Genomic DNA, 15,364 nt, shown 5'->3' with positions numbered 1-15,364 from the left:
GAAAAAGTGGAATATTATGCAATATTTAAGAGATTCTTAGGATTTTTTGAATGGAAAATATACATTATATTGATGTGTGCTTTGTGGTGCTGTTGCTACTTTTGAGCGTCAAGGGATTTCATCGTGGGTTTATTCGTAGCTGTGGCTCGCTGATTGGAATCATCGTTGGCATATCTTTGGCGACTAAACTCTACATTAACGCAGGGCTAGTATTTGGACACTATGTCTATCATTTTGATGACCAAATAGATTCCATCATTGGATTTGTGTTGGTGCTTTGCATTTCGTGGGTTATCATCATTTTCATTAGCGAATTTTTGGCTCAAAGACTTGAAAACAGCATTGCGGGGCGCATAGATAATGTGCTTGGCTTCTCGCTTGGTGTGGTGAAATCCTTTGCTCTATTGGCTTTGTTGGTATTTTTTCTCGCACAGATTCCATTTTTACAAAACTTCACAAAACAACTCAAAACACAAACCCACAGCTATAAATTTATAGAATCTTTTAGCAAGGCGTTGCATTTAGATTCTGTGATTTTTGGGGCGGTGCAAAAAGCAAAAAAAGAGGTAAAAAAGGGAGCGCAATCTCTACAAAAAGACGCCCAAAACAAATCCAAAAAACCAGCCAACCAACCTAACCAAAAAAATGCAAAAAGTGAAGCAAAGAAGTAATGTTTTCAAATTTTTATATCCAGCAACGCATTAAAAAAGCCTCTTCTTTGCGAGAAATTGGCAAAAATCCATACAGCACAAATGCCAAACGCACGCTTAGCAACGCAGAATTTTTGCAAAAATATGCCTTTTTAAAAGCACAACAAGACGCTAATGATACAAGCACTCCAAGCGATTCAAAGCCTTGTGAATGCGTGGTTGGACGCGTGCGATTTATCCGCCTTATGGGAAAGGCGTGCTTTATCAAAATACAAGACCAAAGTGGCATTTTGCAAGCATATATAAGCACAAATGAGTTGGGCGAGCAATTTGACGAAGTCAAAAAAATCCTTGAAGTTGGCGACTTTGTGAATGTTTGTGGTTTTGGCTTTGTAACCAAAATGGGCGAGCTTAGCATTCACGCCCTAGAATTTAGCATTTTAAGCAAGGCTATCGTGCCACTCCCTGAGAAATTTCACGGGCTTAGCGATATAGAACTACGATACCGCCAGCGATATGTGGATTTAATCGTAAATGATGATGTGAAGCAAACTTTTGTGCTACGAAGCAAAATTATCGCGTGCGTGCGGGACTTCTTTGATAAAAAGGGGTTTTTAGAAGTCGAAACGCCGATGCTCCACCCAATACCCGGTGGCGCGAATGCCAAGCCATTTATCACCCATCACAATGCACTTGATGCGGATAGATATTTGAGAATTGCGCCAGAACTTTATCTCAAACGACTTATAGTAGGTGGGTTTGAAGCAGTGTATGAAATCAACCGCAATTTTAGAAATGAAGGTGTAGATTCTACACATAATCCAGAATTTAGTAGCATAGAATTTTATTGGGCTTACCACACCTACACGGATTTAATGAATCTTACAAAGGAACTTTTTGCCTTTTTGTTGCGCACTTTAGAGTTACCAAATGTTATTCCCTTTGATGAGCAAAGCATTGATTTAACGAAGTGGAGAGAAATATCATTTATGGATTCCCTCACCGAAATTGGAGGGCTTGATAGGAGGATTATAGAATCTAAAGAGAAGTTAGCGGAGTTTTTACGCCAAAAAGGCATTAAACTCCTGCCTAATAGCACTTATGGCAAACTTTTAGATGAGGCGTTTAGCGAATTTGTAGAATCTCAACTCATTAACCCCACTTTTATCACGCACTACCCCATTGAGCTTAGCCCGCTAGCGCGTAGAAGCGATGAGGATAGCGAGATTGCAGAGCGATTTGAGCTCTTTATCGCTGGACGCGAGATTGCCAATGGGTTTAATGAATTAAACGACCCGCTAGACCAAAAAGCACGATTTGAAGAGCAGGTGCGTCAAAAAGATGCAGGCGATGAGGAAGCGCAGTATATGGACGAGGACTTCGTATGGGCGTTAGGATATGGTATGCCACCCACTGCGGGAGAGGGTATTGGTATTGATAGACTTATAATGCTCCTTACCAACCAAAAAAGTATAAAAGATGTGATTTTATTCCCCGCACTTAAAATCCATAAGGGAAATTATGATATACTAGAGGATAAAAATTAAAGGACAAGGATTACAAAATAATGGGATATTTAGAGCAAAGCGATAGTGAAATTTTCAACCTCATAAACAAAGAATTAGCACGCCAAAATACACATTTAGAGATGATTGCGAGTGAAAACTTTACTTTCCCAAGTGTGATGGAAGCAATGGGTAGTATCCTCACAAACAAATATGCTGAGGGCTATCCGGGTAAGCGATATTACGGCGGTTGTGAATTTGTCGATGAAATTGAAAATATTGCGATTGAGCGGGCAAAAAAGCTCTTTGGCTGTGAATTTGCCAATGTCCAACCACACTCTGGCTCTCAAGCAAATGGCGCGGTGTATGCGGCATTGCTTAAACCTTATGACAAAATCTTAGGAATGGATTTAAGCCACGGCGGGCATTTGACACACGGTGCAAAGGTAAGCGTAAGCGGACAACTCTATCAGAGCTTTTTTTATGGTGTGGAACTTAATGGCTATATTGATTATGACAAAGTCGCACAATACGCACAAGTAGTTAAACCAAATATCATTGTATGTGGCTTTTCAGCTTATACAAGGGAACTTGACTTTAAGAGATTCCGTGAGATTGCAGATTCTGTGGGTGCGCTTTTAATGGGCGATATTGCACACATTGCTGGACTTGTAGTCGCAGGCGAATATCCTAATCCATTCCCGCATTGCCATATCGTTACCACCACGACACACAAGACTTTACGAGGACCACGCGGGGGAATCATAATGACAAATGACGAAGAGCTTGCCAAAAAAATCAACAAGGCTGTATTCCCCGCATTACAAGGCGGACCGCTAATGCACATCATCGCTGGCAAGGCGACAGGTTTTTTAGAGAATCTAAAGCCAGAATGGAAAACTTACGCCAAACAAGTAAAACTTAACATTAAAGAACTTGCCAAAGTGCTTACAAATCGAGGATATAAACTTGTAAGTGGTGGCACGGATAACCACCTTGTGCTAATGAGCTTTTTAGATAAAGATTTTAGTGGCAAAGATGCGGATTTAGCACTTGGGAACGCCAATATAACGGTCAATAAAAACACCGTGCCCGGAGAGATTCGCTCGCCATTTATCACGAGTGGGATTCGCATTGGCTCACCAGCCCTTACTGCACGCGGTATGAAAGAGAGTGAATTCTCATTTATCGGCACAAAAATTGCTGACATTTTAGATGATATTACAAATACTGCACTACAAGAAAAAATCGCTAAGGAAATTGCTGAATTCTCCAAAGATTTTATCATTTATGATAAGGCAATTTACTAAAATGGCGATTTGGTATTTAGACAGGATAAGGGGGTGTAGAATATGACAGAAATGGATTTAAAACTTATCAAATTAGACACTTCTCACTACCACCAAAAAAAAGATGGCATTGGCGAAAAAATCGTATATAACGGGAGAATCTTATATGACAAATTTAGCGAGGTAAATTCTCCCCTTAGTTTGGGTATTATCCAGCGACATTGGCGCAAGGAAATCACCGTAGCCCATTCACTTGTTCTCAAAGATTCTAAAGTAGAAAATATTGTTTTTGATTATAATGGACGCAATACCGATAGATTCTATCACCGTGCGCAACTTTTGTTGCGCGATGAGGGATTTATCAACTTCACTGCCTATACCACAAAGACACCCGGACATCTGCATTTATACATACATAAAGGACACACGGATTTAAATGAGGGCAAAAGGTTGGCAAAAATGCTTTCATTTAAACTCGCTCAAAATTGCCCGCTAGAATGGCGTGTTTTCCCCAATAATGAACTTCCGCAAAATTTTAATATCTTAGCCATACCTTATGAAGTCTTTGCTAAGGAGCGCGGAGCATCGTGGGCGAAGCATATGTAACCTTATTAAAGGAGAACTACAATGGAAGATAGATTTAGTGATATTTTGATTGACAATGCACCAGAGAATAACCGCAATAAAAAAGTTATTTTGCTTGTTATTGCTGCAGTCGTGCTGGCAGGCATTTTGGCTGTATTTGTATTAACAAGCACTCCAAATGAACAAAAAGAACAAACTAGCGAGCAGCAACTCGCCCAAGATTCTAATTTGCAAGAGCAACAAGAGGAGCAATCGCCCTTTACACCTGTGGATACACAAGCTAGCAATGAAGATAGGTTTAATGACATTGTGCGACAAATCCAAGAACGACAAGAGGCACAAGCGCAAGGCACTACTCCTGCGCCACAGGAGCAAACACAACCTTTACTAGAGCAGACACAAAATGTTGATATGCAGGCAAAAGAACCCACACCAGAGCAAATCACACCACCCACACAAGCACAACCAACGCCACCTCAAGTAGCTCAAGCGCAACCACCAAAGAGCGCGCAACCAGCGCAAACCCCAAAGCCAGCGCAAGCTACACCAAAACCCGCTCAACCTCAAGCGCAACCACCAAAGAGCCAAAGTACTCAAGCTCCAAAAAACACGACAGATAAGTCAAAAAATGGGCAAGTCGCGCAAAGAGGGCATTATATCCAAGTGGGGAGCTTTGAAAATACGCCAAACAAAGAGTTTTTGGGTAAAATTGGAAGTTATAGCTATCGTGTGAAACCAGAAAATGGTGGCACAAAATATTTGATTGGTCCTTTTACTTCTCGCACCGATGCGAATAGAGAGCTATTAAAGATTAAAACTGATATAGGTGGCGAGGCGTTTTACTACGAAGTAAAATAATCCCATTGCTTTAGCGCAAAATGAGAATCCCTCCGCTAACCTAGCGCGTTATAATACAACCACACCAAAAATAGCACTCCAACGCCATTTAAGGCAATATAAGCAACCCTAAACCTAATAGCAAAAATGCTTAAGATTAGGTAGCCAAAAAATATCGGCGCACTACTAAAGACCTCAACAGCTTGCAAATCCAAACTAAAAAGCCACACCAAAAAATCATCAAACACATTACCCACACTTAAGCAATGCGCGATAATGCTCGCGGGGAAAAAGAGCGTAAAGCCTATTGTTATGGGGATTGAAGCAATGGTATAAACACTGAAATACGGGAAAAAGAAATGCACCAAAATCAGCATATTGACAAAAATCACCGCATTAAAAAACACAGGCAAAAGCACTAAAACATAAAATTTGTGCGTCCAAAAATGATGGAAAAAATACGCACAAATAAGAGAATCTTTGCTTTTAGCCACATAATCTCTACGCGCAAGATTCCCAAGCTCTTTACAATGGTGCATAAACAGATAAATATAAAACACGCCAAAAAACGAGAGAAAAAACCCCACACTAAAAAGCAAGCGCGGGAAAAACGCAATACACACAAGCCCAATAAACGCCAAAAAACGAAATTGGAGAATCCTTGCTCCCATAAATGCAAGAAAAAACCCTATAAATGCCATTACCCACGCGCGCAAAAATGACGCACTAAAATCAAGCAAAACCAAATATCCAAACAATAGCGCAACAACTATCGCGCCAACATCATAGAATCTATTGCGATATGGGAAAAATCTATGCACCCTTTTGTATAAAAAATGGAGCAAGATTCCAAACCCAAGACTTAAAATACCCAAATGAAATCCACTAATAGCAATCACGTGGGCAATGCCTAAGGTATTTGCCACATCGCGCAATGACTTTGGGAGAAAATCGGCGATATAAAGTGTCTTATACAGCCCTCCCATTAGAGAATCTGTGTGTTGAGAGAGGATAAACTCCCGCAAAGAATCACGATAATCTTTTTTGGATTCCACACTTATGCTAAAGCTAAAAAAATAGCACGAACGCAAATACTGCCAAAACTCGCATTTCGCGCTCTTCCCCCATAATCGCACAAAAGAGTGCTGTAAATCTTTAATATCCTCTTTAGAGGTGGTATAAATACTTGCCCCATCTTGCGTTTGAATCTTTAGCACCTCATAGCTCGTGCCTTTGGGTGAGTTCTTTGTATATTGAGCAATGACTCGCCCATAAATCTCTTTAGGCTCTGTGTGGCTTTCATAGTAGCGTGTATAATGGGAATATTGCAATCCCACATTGATAAAAAATATAACCAAAAGTGCGCACAACGCAACTATCCATTCTTTAAGGGAATCTAAAACCATACTAGCCTTTAAGTTATTTTTGGCTCATTATAACCAACTCTTGCTTGGCTTAGTGCTAAGGCTTCTTTATATTGCCCTTAAAGCTAAACTTAAGAGCTAGGTTAAAAGCTCCAAAAATATTGAAAAGTAAGAATATGTGTGCTATTTTTTGGCTCTATATAACTCACTGGGTCTACGCCACCCCACACATACATATTTGGACTTCGCTCGGAATCTCCCACCCTAAAATATTCATACATAAGCCTTATCATACTGACATTGCCTGCATTTGTCTTATAGCGCAATCCCACAGAGCCACTCGCACCAAAGAGCCCTTTTCGTTGGATTGTGTTGAGATTGGCTGTGGAGTTTTCTCGTGTACCCCTGCTTAAATGATTACCAAAAAGCACCCAATTCACCCCACCCATAAGGTTAAGCGCGAATGAATTGCTTAGCACAATTTCGCTCTCTAGTTGCAAAGGAATATGAAAATATCCCTGCAAACGCTCTAGCGGTGTCGAATCGTTACGACTAAAGAAATACCCTACTCCCGTTTGGAGATAGAGCGTTGTGCGCTCGCTTGCGCCGTTTAAGAAATTATATCCCACTAATCCCTGCGCTCTATAATACGAGCTAAAATCTGGTTGATTGACAAACTTCCCATCATTATTTGGGTCTCTTTCATCACGGGTGCTCCCTGTATACCAAGAAAATGGCACAGCGACATTGGCATCGATAGAGCCATCAAATTTTACTCCATTGGCAGAGACATAGCCTATGTTACCAGCGATGTTAAACATAGGGGCTTCTATACGCATTATAAAGGCATCATTATTTCGTGAATCTACTTCGAGATAACGCCAATATGACACGCCAAATCCAATATGGCGATAGAATCCATCTCTAATCAAATCTTGCGCACCTTGTGCGATAGGAGTCAAAGAGGCACAAAGCAAAAGCGTGCTAATAAAAGTTTTTGTCAATTTTTGATTAAATAGTTTCATTTACCACCTCCTTAAAACTCAAAGCCAAAGCTAAGCCCACCAGAGAATTGATAAGCGTTAGGATAGGCGATGTTAAAGGTTTGATTTCCTACTACGCCCGTATCAAGTGGGTTGTTGTTTCCATAATTATTTGCAATGGTGGTGAGCTGGGTGGATTGCGTGGCGGGCAAATATTTGTATTTTGCATTAAGCCGTGCAAAAAAACTTGTCCTTTTCCCTATGTCGTAAGTGATTCCCACATTTGCTCGAAGTTCATAGCCAATGTCATTTGATGCTTTTAAAACGATAGCTCCTCCATTATTACTTCCTGTGAGGTTTTTATCTTGGTCGCTAATTCCTACTTGAGCACCTGCTAATGACACTCGCCCAAGATAAGTAAGCGCAAATTTATCACCCAATCTCTTTTTACCCTCAGCTTCTATGAAGATTCCGCCGTGAACTTGGTTAAAAACAAATGGATACCCATTAGAGTGATGAACAAACATATCTAATAACACATAGCCCAAATTGATATAAAATGGCTCTTCTATGCTATCAGCGATATTCCAACCAGCCTTAAGCGAAACATCTAAATATCTTCCTGTTGCCCCTTGCCAGCGGTTAAATCGCTCTTCATTTTTAATGATATTCACATCAGTGGCAAAAGTGCCATAAGTGTTATACCCTGCGTGCAAATCCATAGGCGTGCGTCCATATCTCGCATCTAGGGCGACTTTTACTTGCTTTTTGATATAAGCCGTCTCTAAAATCCAACCCGTCCCCACGCCGTGCATCCACATACCATTCACACTGCGGTGAGTATAATCCAAATCCATACCAAGCCTCGTAAGCCACCTTGAATAGTTCTCCGTGCTAGTCGCGCCAAGAGAGTTTGCAAATAGACTTAGGACGAAACCTAAAAACATTGCTCTCAATAATGTCATTTTTGTCATTCTTACCCCTTAGGTTGAAGTTTTATGTTGTGTTAAGCAAGCAATAATGCTTCCCATTGCATTATATAACAAAAAAAAAAAAAACGCATTTGCATAATCGGTAATTTTATGATAAATTTTTACACAATTAGGCAATTTTTGCAAAAATCCATTCACATTTATTTCACAAAAATGTCCTAGTATTGCAAATTTTAACCATACTTGGTTATATCACATTAAGGAGTTTAAATGAAATTTGATAAACAACTTTGGATGAAAGTCCATACTTATTTGAGTCTTTTTTTCTTAACCGCTGCGTTTATTTACGCACTTACGGGAGTGCTATACATTTTTGAAATCAGACAAAACTCTGGAGCGCAAGTGTGGAAGTATCCCATTGATTCCATACCGCCAAAGGAGCAAGCTAGCGAAATCATACTGCATACTCTCAAGCAAAATAACTTAGAGATTCCAAGTGATACACAAATAAAAGAATTTCGCGGGAATCTTAGCATAGGCAATATCTATTATGGCGCAATGATTCTCAAAGACAGAGACGGGCAACTCGTTATCCAAGTAACCAAGCGCAATCTCTATGGCGTGCTAATGCTTATGCACAAATCTGTGGGCACGAAATTTGAGCTAGGGGGATTTAAGTTTTCATTTTATGACTTCATCGCCATTGGGTTTGGAATCTCAATGTTTTTGTTTTATTTTTCAGGGTTGGTGATGACTTCATTTTGCAAAAAACGGCGTCTTAGCTCGTTTCTTACATTTTTTGCTGGCTTTGTCATAACGGCGTTGGCGATATATTTTAGCCTTTAGCGAGAACTAAACGCCAAACCTTTTATCATCATCGACATTTAAATCAAGAGGCTGGCTTAGTGCGATAATGTGGCAACTATGCTCTATAAGGGCTATGAGCTTTGCCACATAGGTTAAATCGCGTCCAAAGGCATAGATTCCATACCCGCGAATAATGACAAATTCTTGTTGGGATTGCTTTAAGAATCTCACAATATCGACATTAGCGCGCTCCTCCCAAGTTTCATAATCCTTTGGGTCGAGGATAGGCACGCTTTGAGAAAGTCCTATAAATCCAAAGTAATCGCTCGGATTTAGTGTAGTGTTTTTTAGCGAAAAGGCTACAACTGCTGGAGGCGCGGCAAAAACGATAAACTTCGCCTCACTAAAACTCTCATAAATTTCTGCGTGGATATACGCGTCCATACTTGCGTCATTGTAGCGGTAGTCGTAGTTTATATCAAGCAACATAAGGGCACTTTCATCAACGCTATCAAGTATTGCATTGCGCCTATTTACTACGAACTTTTCTTGAGATATTCGCCCCGAAATAGAGCCGTGAAAAATCCCAAAAAGCCCCGCATTAAACATACAACGCGATACTTTGGTAATCTGGTCTCTAATCTGGGCACTGACTTCTTTTGTATGCACATTCATACACGGCATTGTAGCTAAATGTAGCACCAAATGCACGCGAAATCATAAAATCGCCACAAGATTCGATAATGTATAACCAATAGACATATATTTCCTAAAGTTTTTTACTAATAAAAGTTTATATAACTTGACTAAAGTTTTATGATTTTTAGCAATTCATTTACCAAATTGCTAAAAATTTTGTTATAATGCCTGCGTTTTTGTCAATAAGATTCTCGTAGTCTTATTGCAAAACAATATTTGTAGGAAGTTTTAAGGAATGAGGCAATGGGCAAAAAAGATTTGCTACTAGAACAAGTGATTACACAATACATCAAGCTAAAAGAGCCTATCGGTTCTGAATCGCTTAAAGCAACTTGTGGAAATTCGTTTTCCTCTGCGACTATTAGAAATTATTTCAAACTTCTTGTCGCAGAAGGTTGGCTCTCTCAACCCCACATAAGCAGTGGGAGAATCCCAACCACAAGCGCGCTAAAAGCGCATTGGCGCAAGTGTATCGATAGCAAAAGTCCCTGTGTCATCACAGATTTAACGCGACTTAAAAATGCAAGCTTTGCACACCAAATTTGTGCAATCGTGCGTTTAGAGCAAGCAAACAAACTCCAAAAAATCCAACGACTAAATGGAGATTTGTTGTTGCTTGTATTTGAAAGAGCCTATGCTGTGATGCCTTATAGCGCAACTTTAGAGCGATTTTTACAGGAGTTATGCAATCTTGATATAACAGACATTAAAAAAATCGCTTATCAAGTGCGTGCTAGGGAGCTTTTAGACACATTAGATTCTATCTCAAAGGCACAAATATCGAGATTTTGCCTCTGTGCGCTGAAAGAAATGTTAGAGCTCCACTCAAACGAGGAGGCATTTTTAGACATCGTTGATGGATTAGTGTTTCACAAGCTACAAAATGGAATCTATTTTGAGGAAATTTTGCCAAGCAACTATTTAGGTGTAATGCAAGATGTCCATACTGCACAGGGCAATGGGCATATCTTTTGTGTAGGCACGCTGGATAGGGATTTTAGTAAATTTTATGATGACATTGCAAGTTAAGGAGGTAGTATGGAAGAAGAAAAGGCACAATGTAGCCAAGATGAAACATCTGCGGTCGATTCTTCGTTGCAAGAGGATTGTGAGCAAGATTCTAACAATACTAATGCGACAGAGCAATCGCTAGATGAAGATTATAAACAAAAATATGAAGAGCTTAAAGACCAATATACGCGTGTTTATGCGGATTTTGAAAATGTCAAAAAACGGCTAGAGCGCGAGAAATATCAAAGTTTGGAATACGCAAATGAAAGTTTTGGCAAAGATTTATTACCTGTGGTTGATACCTTGCAAAAGGCATTAGAATCTGCCAAAGCAAGCGAAAATAGCGAGGCAATCACGCAGGGTTTAGAACTTACGCTTGAGAGCTTTTATAAAGCACTCTCCAAACACGGCATAGAGGCAATAGCAACGGATAGTGAATTTGACCCAAATCTACACGAATGTCTAATGCAAGTGCCCCTGCAGGGCAAGGAAAATGGACAAATCGCGCAGGTTTTGCAACACGGATTCACTTACAAGGGGCGCACACTACGCCCTGCGATGGTTAGCATCGTAAAAAACGATTAAATTTAACACAAAGGATAACAAATGGCAAAAGTAATTGGAATAGACTTAGGGACTACAAACTCCGCAATGGCGGTATATGAAGGCACAGAGGCAAAAATCATCGCCAACAAAGAGGGCAAAAACACCACGCCTTCAATCGTGGCATTTACCGATAAAGGCGAGATTTTGGTAGGCGAGCCAGCCAAAAGGCAGGCTGTAACCAATCCTCAAAAAACGATTTACTCTATTAAGCGCATTATGGGGCTTATGCTAAATGAGGATAAGGCAAAAGAGGCACAGAAGCGACTTCCTTATAAGATAGTCGATAGAAATGGCGCGTGCGCGGTAGAAATCGCGGATAAAACCTACACGCCTCAAGAGATTAGCGCGAAGATTCTGATGAAGATTAAAGAGGACGCAGAAAGCTATCTCGGCGAGAGCGTGAGTGAAGCGGTAATCACGGTGCCAGCGTATTTTAACGATTCTCAACGAAAGGCGACAAAAGAGGCAGGCACGATTGCGGGGCTAAATGTGCTTAGAATCATAAATGAGCCCACTTCAGCTGCGCTTGCCTATGGGCTAGATAAAAAAGAGAGCGAAAAAATAATGGTGTATGACTTAGGTGGCGGGACTTTTGATGTAACCGTGCTAGAAACAGGCGATAATGTCGTAGAAGTGCTTGCCACAGGTGGAGATGCGTTTTTGGGAGGCGATGACTTTGATAACCGCATAATTGATTGGGCGGCGGGAGAATTTAAAGATGAGAGTGGAATCGACATAAAAGCTGATGTGATGGCACTCCAAAGGCTAAAAGACGCGGCTGAAAATGCCAAAAAAGAACTCTCAAGCGCGCAAGAGAGCGAAATCAACCTGCCTTTTATCACCGCAGATGCGAGCGGTCCAAAGCACTTTGTCAAAAAGCTCACGCGTGCGAAGTTTGAAAGCCTTATTGAGGATTTAATTGATGAAACGATTACAAAGATTGATTCTGTGATTAAAGATGCGGGGCTAAGTAAGGGCGATATAAGCGAAGTGGTAATGGTGGGCGGAAGCACGAGAATCCCAAAAGTCCAAGAGCGCGTAAAAGACTTCATCGGCAAAGAGCTAAACAAATCAGTAAATCCCGATGAAGTCGTGGCTGTGGGTGCAGCGATACAGGGTGGCGTGCTAAAGGGCGATGTCAAAGATGTGTTGTTGCTTGATGTAACGCCGTTGTCGTTAGGAATCGAGACAGCGGGAGGAATTTCTACAAAAGTGGTGGAGCGAGGAGTTACTATCCCAACTAAGAAAACGCAAATATTCTCAACTTATGAGGACAATCAGCCAGCGGTTTCTATCAATGTCTTGCAGGGCGAAAGAGAACTAGCAAAGGACAACAAATCGCTTGGTCGATTTGACTTGCAAGGTATCCCAGCTGCGCCACGCGGTGTGCCTCAAATCGAAGTAACCTTTGATATTGATGCCAATGGAATCCTAACCGTGAGTGCCAAAGATAAAACCACAGGCAAGTCCCAAGAGATTAAAATCACGGGCTCAAGCGGGTTAAGCGATAGTGAAATCGAAAAAATGGTAAAAGACGCCGAGCTACACAAAGAAGAAGACGCGAAGAAAAAGGAGCTTATTGAGCTTAAAAATCAAGCTGATAGCTTGGTGTATCAAACCAGAAAAAGCCTAGAAGAGAATAAAAGTGCCCTAGATTCTAAAGTCGCCACAGAGATTGAAGAAGCGACAAAAGAGCTGGAGGAATGCCTTAAAAATGAAAATGCAAGCAAAGAGGAAATAGAATCTAAAATTAAAAACTTAAGTGATAAAGCACAGCCTTTGGCTCAAGCTATGCAAAACAACCAAAATGATACAGAGGAAAAGCCAAAGAAAAAGGGCAAAAAAGGCAAAGATGACGATGTTATAGACGCCGAAGTGGAGTAATCCACTTTCTTAAGATTGCGCCCTATAAAGAGCGCAATCTTTACGCACCCTACTCCACACTTTTGCTAAAAAATCGCTCAATCACTTCGCGCATTTGACTAGGCGTGGTGGTAGAGTTTATAATCGTGCGAAACTCACTTGCGTTACGCTCCCCCTTGCTATACGCGTGGCAATTTTTGCGAAATATAATCGCCCCACGCTCGCCATACGATTCTATCATTTTATCAAAATGCTCCAAAACAATGTCTCTTTTCACAATAGGTGGCAACTCATCGGTGTTGTGCTTAATCTGCCAAAAAATCCAAGGCGCGCTCACAGCTGCCCTACCTATCATCACACCTTGTGCGCCACATATATCCATCACGCGTCTTGCATCTTTTGGGCTTTTAATCTCGCCATTTGCAATAAGCGGGATAGCAATATGTCGCCTAATAAGCGCGATAGAATCATAATCTATCCGTTCAGCCTTATACTTATCCATTCTCGTCCTGCCGTGAATCACCACAAAATCCACATTGGTATCATTAAGGGCATTGGCGATTTCAAGGGGGATTTTTTTATCAAAGCCAAGTCGCAATTTCAAACTCACATATTTTTTGTTGCTTTTTTCTTTAATGAGGTTTGCAATCTCAACTAAGAGTTGTAAATTTTGTAAAAGTCCGCTACCATTGCCGTGATTGGCTACTTTTGGAGCGGGGCAACCACAATTTAAATCAATAATATCAATGTCTTGCTGTGTGTTTAAAATCTCAACTGCTTTGGTAATAATGTCTTTTTTTGAGCCAGCGATTTGCACACTATAAGGCGTTTCATTAGGACTTTTGGCGATGAGTGGCAAAGTTTTTTTAGGATTAAACACGAGCGCGTGCGCACTTGTCATTTCACTCACCGTAATATCCGCGCCAAATCTCTTCACCACACTCCTAAATGGCAAATCCGTATAGCCAGCCAAAGGCGCGAGCATAAGGAGATTCTCAAAAACAATGTCGCTTTTAGTTTCGCTCTTTGTAATCAAAATAATCAAATTCCTTTATGATTCGCAATGTTTTATCCCTTTCAATCACTCCAAGTGCAGGCAATGGCACGCCATTAAAGGTGTTGTTTTTCACAATGGTGTAATGCAACATATCCTCAAATACCACTTTATCTCCCACCTCAAGCGGACTATCAAAGCTAAAATCCCCGATTATATCGCCAGAGAGGCAAGTAGGACCACCAAAGCGATAGTGGTATTTTCCCTCTTGCTCGCCCCTATCAGATTCCATTTTACCCTGTGAAATCTTAAACACATTTGGACGATATGGCATTTCTAAACAATCTGGCATATGTGCGCTCGCGCTCACATCTATGATGGCAATGTCTTTTTGATTACGCACAATATCCACCACACTTCCTACCAACACACCCACTTGCCAGCCTACCGCTTCACCGGGCTCTAAAAACACCTCGCACCCATAAGTGCTCACAAACTCACGCAACAAAGAATCTAAAAGCGCGACATCATAATCTTTGCGCGTGATATGATGTCCGCCACCAAAGTTTATCCAACGCATTTTTGCAATGTATTTGCCAAAATATTTTATAAAGTGCGGGAGAGTGCGGGAGAGTGCATCAGCGTTTTGCTCGCAATGTGTGTGAAAATGTAATCCCTCAATATGCTCTAAGCCAAATTGCGCTACGCCACTTTGAAATTCATCTGGTGTGATTCCAAGCCGACTAAATGGTGCGCAAGGGTTATAAATCTCTGGATTTACTTCGCTGTATAAAGGATTTACGCGCAAGCCTAGTGAGATTTTATGGGAGGCTTGCTTATTGTGATGTAAGATTTGTGGGAGGAATTTTTGATATTGAGCAAAGGAGTTAAAAATAATATGCGTGGCATAAGGCAAAAGAGAATCTATTTCCTTATACGCTGGGCTAAAGACGCAAACTTCTTTTTCATCGTTTGCCCCGCCAATCTCCTCATAACCAAGCCTCGCTTCATACGCTCCACTCGCGCAACTCCCGCCTAAAACCTCTCTCACCTCTTCAAAGCAACGCCAAAACGCATATCCCTTAAGAGCCAACAAAACTTTTACACCATTTATTTGCTGGAGTTTATTAAGAATATTGAGGTTATGTATAAGCCTTTCGCGCTCTAAGACATAGCAAGGAGTGCGAATGGAATCTAAAAGCGCAATGGTAACATTATCTCGCATTGACAATAAAGCTA

15 protein-coding genes are annotated in these 15,364 nt (G+C 40.9%); 9 read left to right on the top strand and 6 right to left on the bottom strand.

What is annotated here, in order from left to right; translation table 11 throughout:
* Positions 1-50: 50 nt before the first annotated feature.
* Genes ACWIUJ_RS08275 through ACWIUJ_RS08255 form a run of 5 tightly spaced genes read left to right on the top strand, consistent with a single transcriptional unit; the run spans position 51 to position 4,887 of the window.
* Positions 51-671, top strand: coding sequence for a CvpA family protein (locus ACWIUJ_RS08275; RefSeq protein WP_454149836.1), 621 nt, complete (start codon positions 51-53; stop codon positions 669-671).
* Positions 671-2,197 (top strand): lysine--tRNA ligase, encoded by a 1,527-nt coding sequence (lysS, locus tag ACWIUJ_RS08270; RefSeq protein WP_454170182.1) that lies wholly within the window; start codon positions 671-673, stop codon positions 2,195-2,197. The genes ACWIUJ_RS08275 and lysS overlap by 1 nt, the downstream gene beginning before the upstream one ends.
* A gap of 20 nt (positions 2,198-2,217) precedes the next feature.
* Positions 2,218-3,465, top strand: a complete 1,248-nt coding sequence (locus tag ACWIUJ_RS08265; protein WP_454149840.1) for a serine hydroxymethyltransferase — start codon at positions 2,218-2,220, stop codon at positions 3,463-3,465.
* Between the two features lie 42 nt (positions 3,466-3,507).
* Complete coding sequence (locus tag ACWIUJ_RS08260) at positions 3,508-4,050, top strand: DUF1882 domain-containing protein (RefSeq protein ID WP_454149842.1); 543 nt, start codon at positions 3,508-3,510, stop codon at positions 4,048-4,050.
* Between the two features lie 21 nt (positions 4,051-4,071).
* Positions 4,072-4,887, top strand: coding sequence for an SPOR domain-containing protein (locus tag ACWIUJ_RS08255; RefSeq protein WP_454170180.1), 816 nt, complete (start codon positions 4,072-4,074; stop codon positions 4,885-4,887).
* Positions 4,888-4,922: 35 nt separating this feature from the next.
* Here ACWIUJ_RS08255 and ACWIUJ_RS08250 read toward each other — a convergent pair whose 3' ends face one another.
* The 3 genes from ACWIUJ_RS08250 to ACWIUJ_RS08240 all read right to left on the bottom strand — a co-directional run bounded on the left by ACWIUJ_RS08250 (position 4,923) and on the right by ACWIUJ_RS08240 (position 8,187).
* Positions 4,923-6,272 (bottom strand): ComEC/Rec2 family competence protein, encoded by a 1,350-nt coding sequence (locus ACWIUJ_RS08250; protein WP_454170178.1) that lies wholly within the window; start codon positions 6,270-6,272, stop codon positions 4,923-4,925.
* A 101-nt stretch (positions 6,273-6,373) separates the two neighbouring features.
* Complete coding sequence (locus tag ACWIUJ_RS08245; RefSeq protein WP_454170176.1) at positions 6,374-7,255, bottom strand: hypothetical protein; 882 nt, start codon at positions 7,253-7,255, stop codon at positions 6,374-6,376.
* 11 nt (positions 7,256-7,266) lie between these two features.
* A complete protein-coding gene (locus ACWIUJ_RS08240; RefSeq protein WP_454170174.1) occupies positions 7,267-8,187 on the bottom strand; it encodes a hypothetical protein in 921 nt (306 codons plus the stop codon).
* A 228-nt stretch (positions 8,188-8,415) separates the two neighbouring features.
* Here ACWIUJ_RS08240 and ACWIUJ_RS08235 point away from each other — a divergent pair, with 228 nt between their 5' ends.
* Positions 8,416-8,991 carry a hypothetical protein gene (locus tag ACWIUJ_RS08235; RefSeq protein WP_454149852.1) on the top strand — a complete coding sequence of 192 codons (576 nt, stop codon included), beginning with the start codon at positions 8,416-8,418 and terminating at the stop codon, positions 8,989-8,991.
* Between the two features lie 6 nt (positions 8,992-8,997).
* Here the strand turns inward: ACWIUJ_RS08235 and ACWIUJ_RS08230 are convergent, their stop codons facing one another.
* Positions 8,998-9,627, bottom strand: coding sequence for a class II aldolase/adducin family protein (locus ACWIUJ_RS08230; RefSeq protein ID WP_454149854.1), 630 nt, complete (start codon positions 9,625-9,627; stop codon positions 8,998-9,000).
* A gap of 267 nt (positions 9,628-9,894) precedes the next feature.
* Here ACWIUJ_RS08230 and ACWIUJ_RS08225 point away from each other — a divergent pair, with 267 nt between their 5' ends.
* Genes ACWIUJ_RS08225 through dnaK form a run of 3 tightly spaced genes read left to right on the top strand, consistent with a single transcriptional unit; the run spans position 9,895 to position 13,152 of the window.
* Complete coding sequence (locus tag ACWIUJ_RS08225) at positions 9,895-10,680, top strand: HrcA family transcriptional regulator (RefSeq protein WP_454170172.1); 786 nt, start codon at positions 9,895-9,897, stop codon at positions 10,678-10,680.
* A gap of 9 nt (positions 10,681-10,689) precedes the next feature.
* Positions 10,690-11,247 carry a nucleotide exchange factor GrpE gene (gene grpE / locus ACWIUJ_RS08220; RefSeq protein ID WP_454149858.1) on the top strand — a complete coding sequence of 186 codons (558 nt, stop codon included), beginning with the start codon at positions 10,690-10,692 and terminating at the stop codon, positions 11,245-11,247.
* A 21-nt stretch (positions 11,248-11,268) separates the two neighbouring features.
* On the top strand, positions 11,269-13,152 hold the full coding sequence (gene dnaK / locus ACWIUJ_RS08215) for a molecular chaperone DnaK (protein WP_454170170.1): 1,884 nt from the start codon (positions 11,269-11,271) through the stop codon (positions 13,150-13,152).
* A 49-nt stretch (positions 13,153-13,201) separates the two neighbouring features.
* Here the strand turns inward: dnaK and ACWIUJ_RS08210 are convergent, their stop codons facing one another.
* Both ACWIUJ_RS08210 and nspC read right to left on the bottom strand, forming a co-directional pair.
* A complete protein-coding gene (locus ACWIUJ_RS08210; protein ID WP_454170236.1) occupies positions 13,202-14,116 on the bottom strand; it encodes a tRNA dihydrouridine synthase in 915 nt (304 codons plus the stop codon).
* 28 nt (positions 14,117-14,144) lie between these two features.
* On the bottom strand, positions 14,145-15,350 hold the full coding sequence (gene nspC, locus ACWIUJ_RS08205) for a carboxynorspermidine decarboxylase (RefSeq protein ID WP_454170168.1): 1,206 nt from the start codon (positions 15,348-15,350) through the stop codon (positions 14,145-14,147).
* Positions 15,351-15,364: the final 14 nt, after the last annotated feature.

It is taken from the genome of Helicobacter sp. 23-1046 (genome assembly GCF_053654635.1).
The sequence above is the reverse complement of the archived record's forward strand: the minus strand, read 5'-3'. Positions and strand labels throughout refer to the sequence as shown.

What these genes read in the sequence shown, in the direction of transcription:
- ACWIUJ_RS08275 (WP_454149836.1), top strand. Translation starts at nt 51, where the DNA reads ATGGAAAATATACATTATATTGATGTGTGCTTTGTGGTGCTGTTGCTA.
- lysS (WP_454170182.1), top strand. Translation starts at nt 671, where the DNA reads ATGTTTTCAAATTTTTATATCCAGCAACGCATTAAAAAAGCCTCTTCT.
- ACWIUJ_RS08265 (WP_454149840.1), top strand. Translation starts at nt 2,218, where the DNA reads ATGGGATATTTAGAGCAAAGCGATAGTGAAATTTTCAACCTCATAAAC.
- ACWIUJ_RS08260 (WP_454149842.1), top strand. Translation starts at nt 3,508, where the DNA reads ATGACAGAAATGGATTTAAAACTTATCAAATTAGACACTTCTCACTAC.
- ACWIUJ_RS08255 (WP_454170180.1), top strand. Translation starts at nt 4,072, where the DNA reads ATGGAAGATAGATTTAGTGATATTTTGATTGACAATGCACCAGAGAAT.
- ACWIUJ_RS08250 (WP_454170178.1), bottom strand. Translation starts at nt 6,272, where the DNA reads ATGGTTTTAGATTCCCTTAAAGAATGGATAGTTGCGTTGTGCGCACTT.
- ACWIUJ_RS08245 (WP_454170176.1), bottom strand. Translation starts at nt 7,255, where the DNA reads ATGAAACTATTTAATCAAAAATTGACAAAAACTTTTATTAGCACGCTT.
- ACWIUJ_RS08240 (WP_454170174.1), bottom strand. Translation starts at nt 8,187, where the DNA reads ATGACAAAAATGACATTATTGAGAGCAATGTTTTTAGGTTTCGTCCTA.
- ACWIUJ_RS08235 (WP_454149852.1), top strand. Translation starts at nt 8,416, where the DNA reads ATGAAATTTGATAAACAACTTTGGATGAAAGTCCATACTTATTTGAGT.
- ACWIUJ_RS08230 (WP_454149854.1), bottom strand. Translation starts at nt 9,627, where the DNA reads ATGAATGTGCATACAAAAGAAGTCAGTGCCCAGATTAGAGACCAGATT.
- ACWIUJ_RS08225 (WP_454170172.1), top strand. Translation starts at nt 9,895, where the DNA reads ATGGGCAAAAAAGATTTGCTACTAGAACAAGTGATTACACAATACATC.
- grpE (WP_454149858.1), top strand. Translation starts at nt 10,690, where the DNA reads ATGGAAGAAGAAAAGGCACAATGTAGCCAAGATGAAACATCTGCGGTC.
- dnaK (WP_454170170.1), top strand. Translation starts at nt 11,269, where the DNA reads ATGGCAAAAGTAATTGGAATAGACTTAGGGACTACAAACTCCGCAATG.
- ACWIUJ_RS08210 (WP_454170236.1), bottom strand. Translation starts at nt 14,116, where the DNA reads ATGCTCGCGCCTTTGGCTGGCTATACGGATTTGCCATTTAGGAGTGTG.
- nspC (WP_454170168.1), bottom strand. Translation starts at nt 15,350, where the DNA reads ATGCGAGATAATGTTACCATTGCGCTTTTAGATTCCATTCGCACTCCT.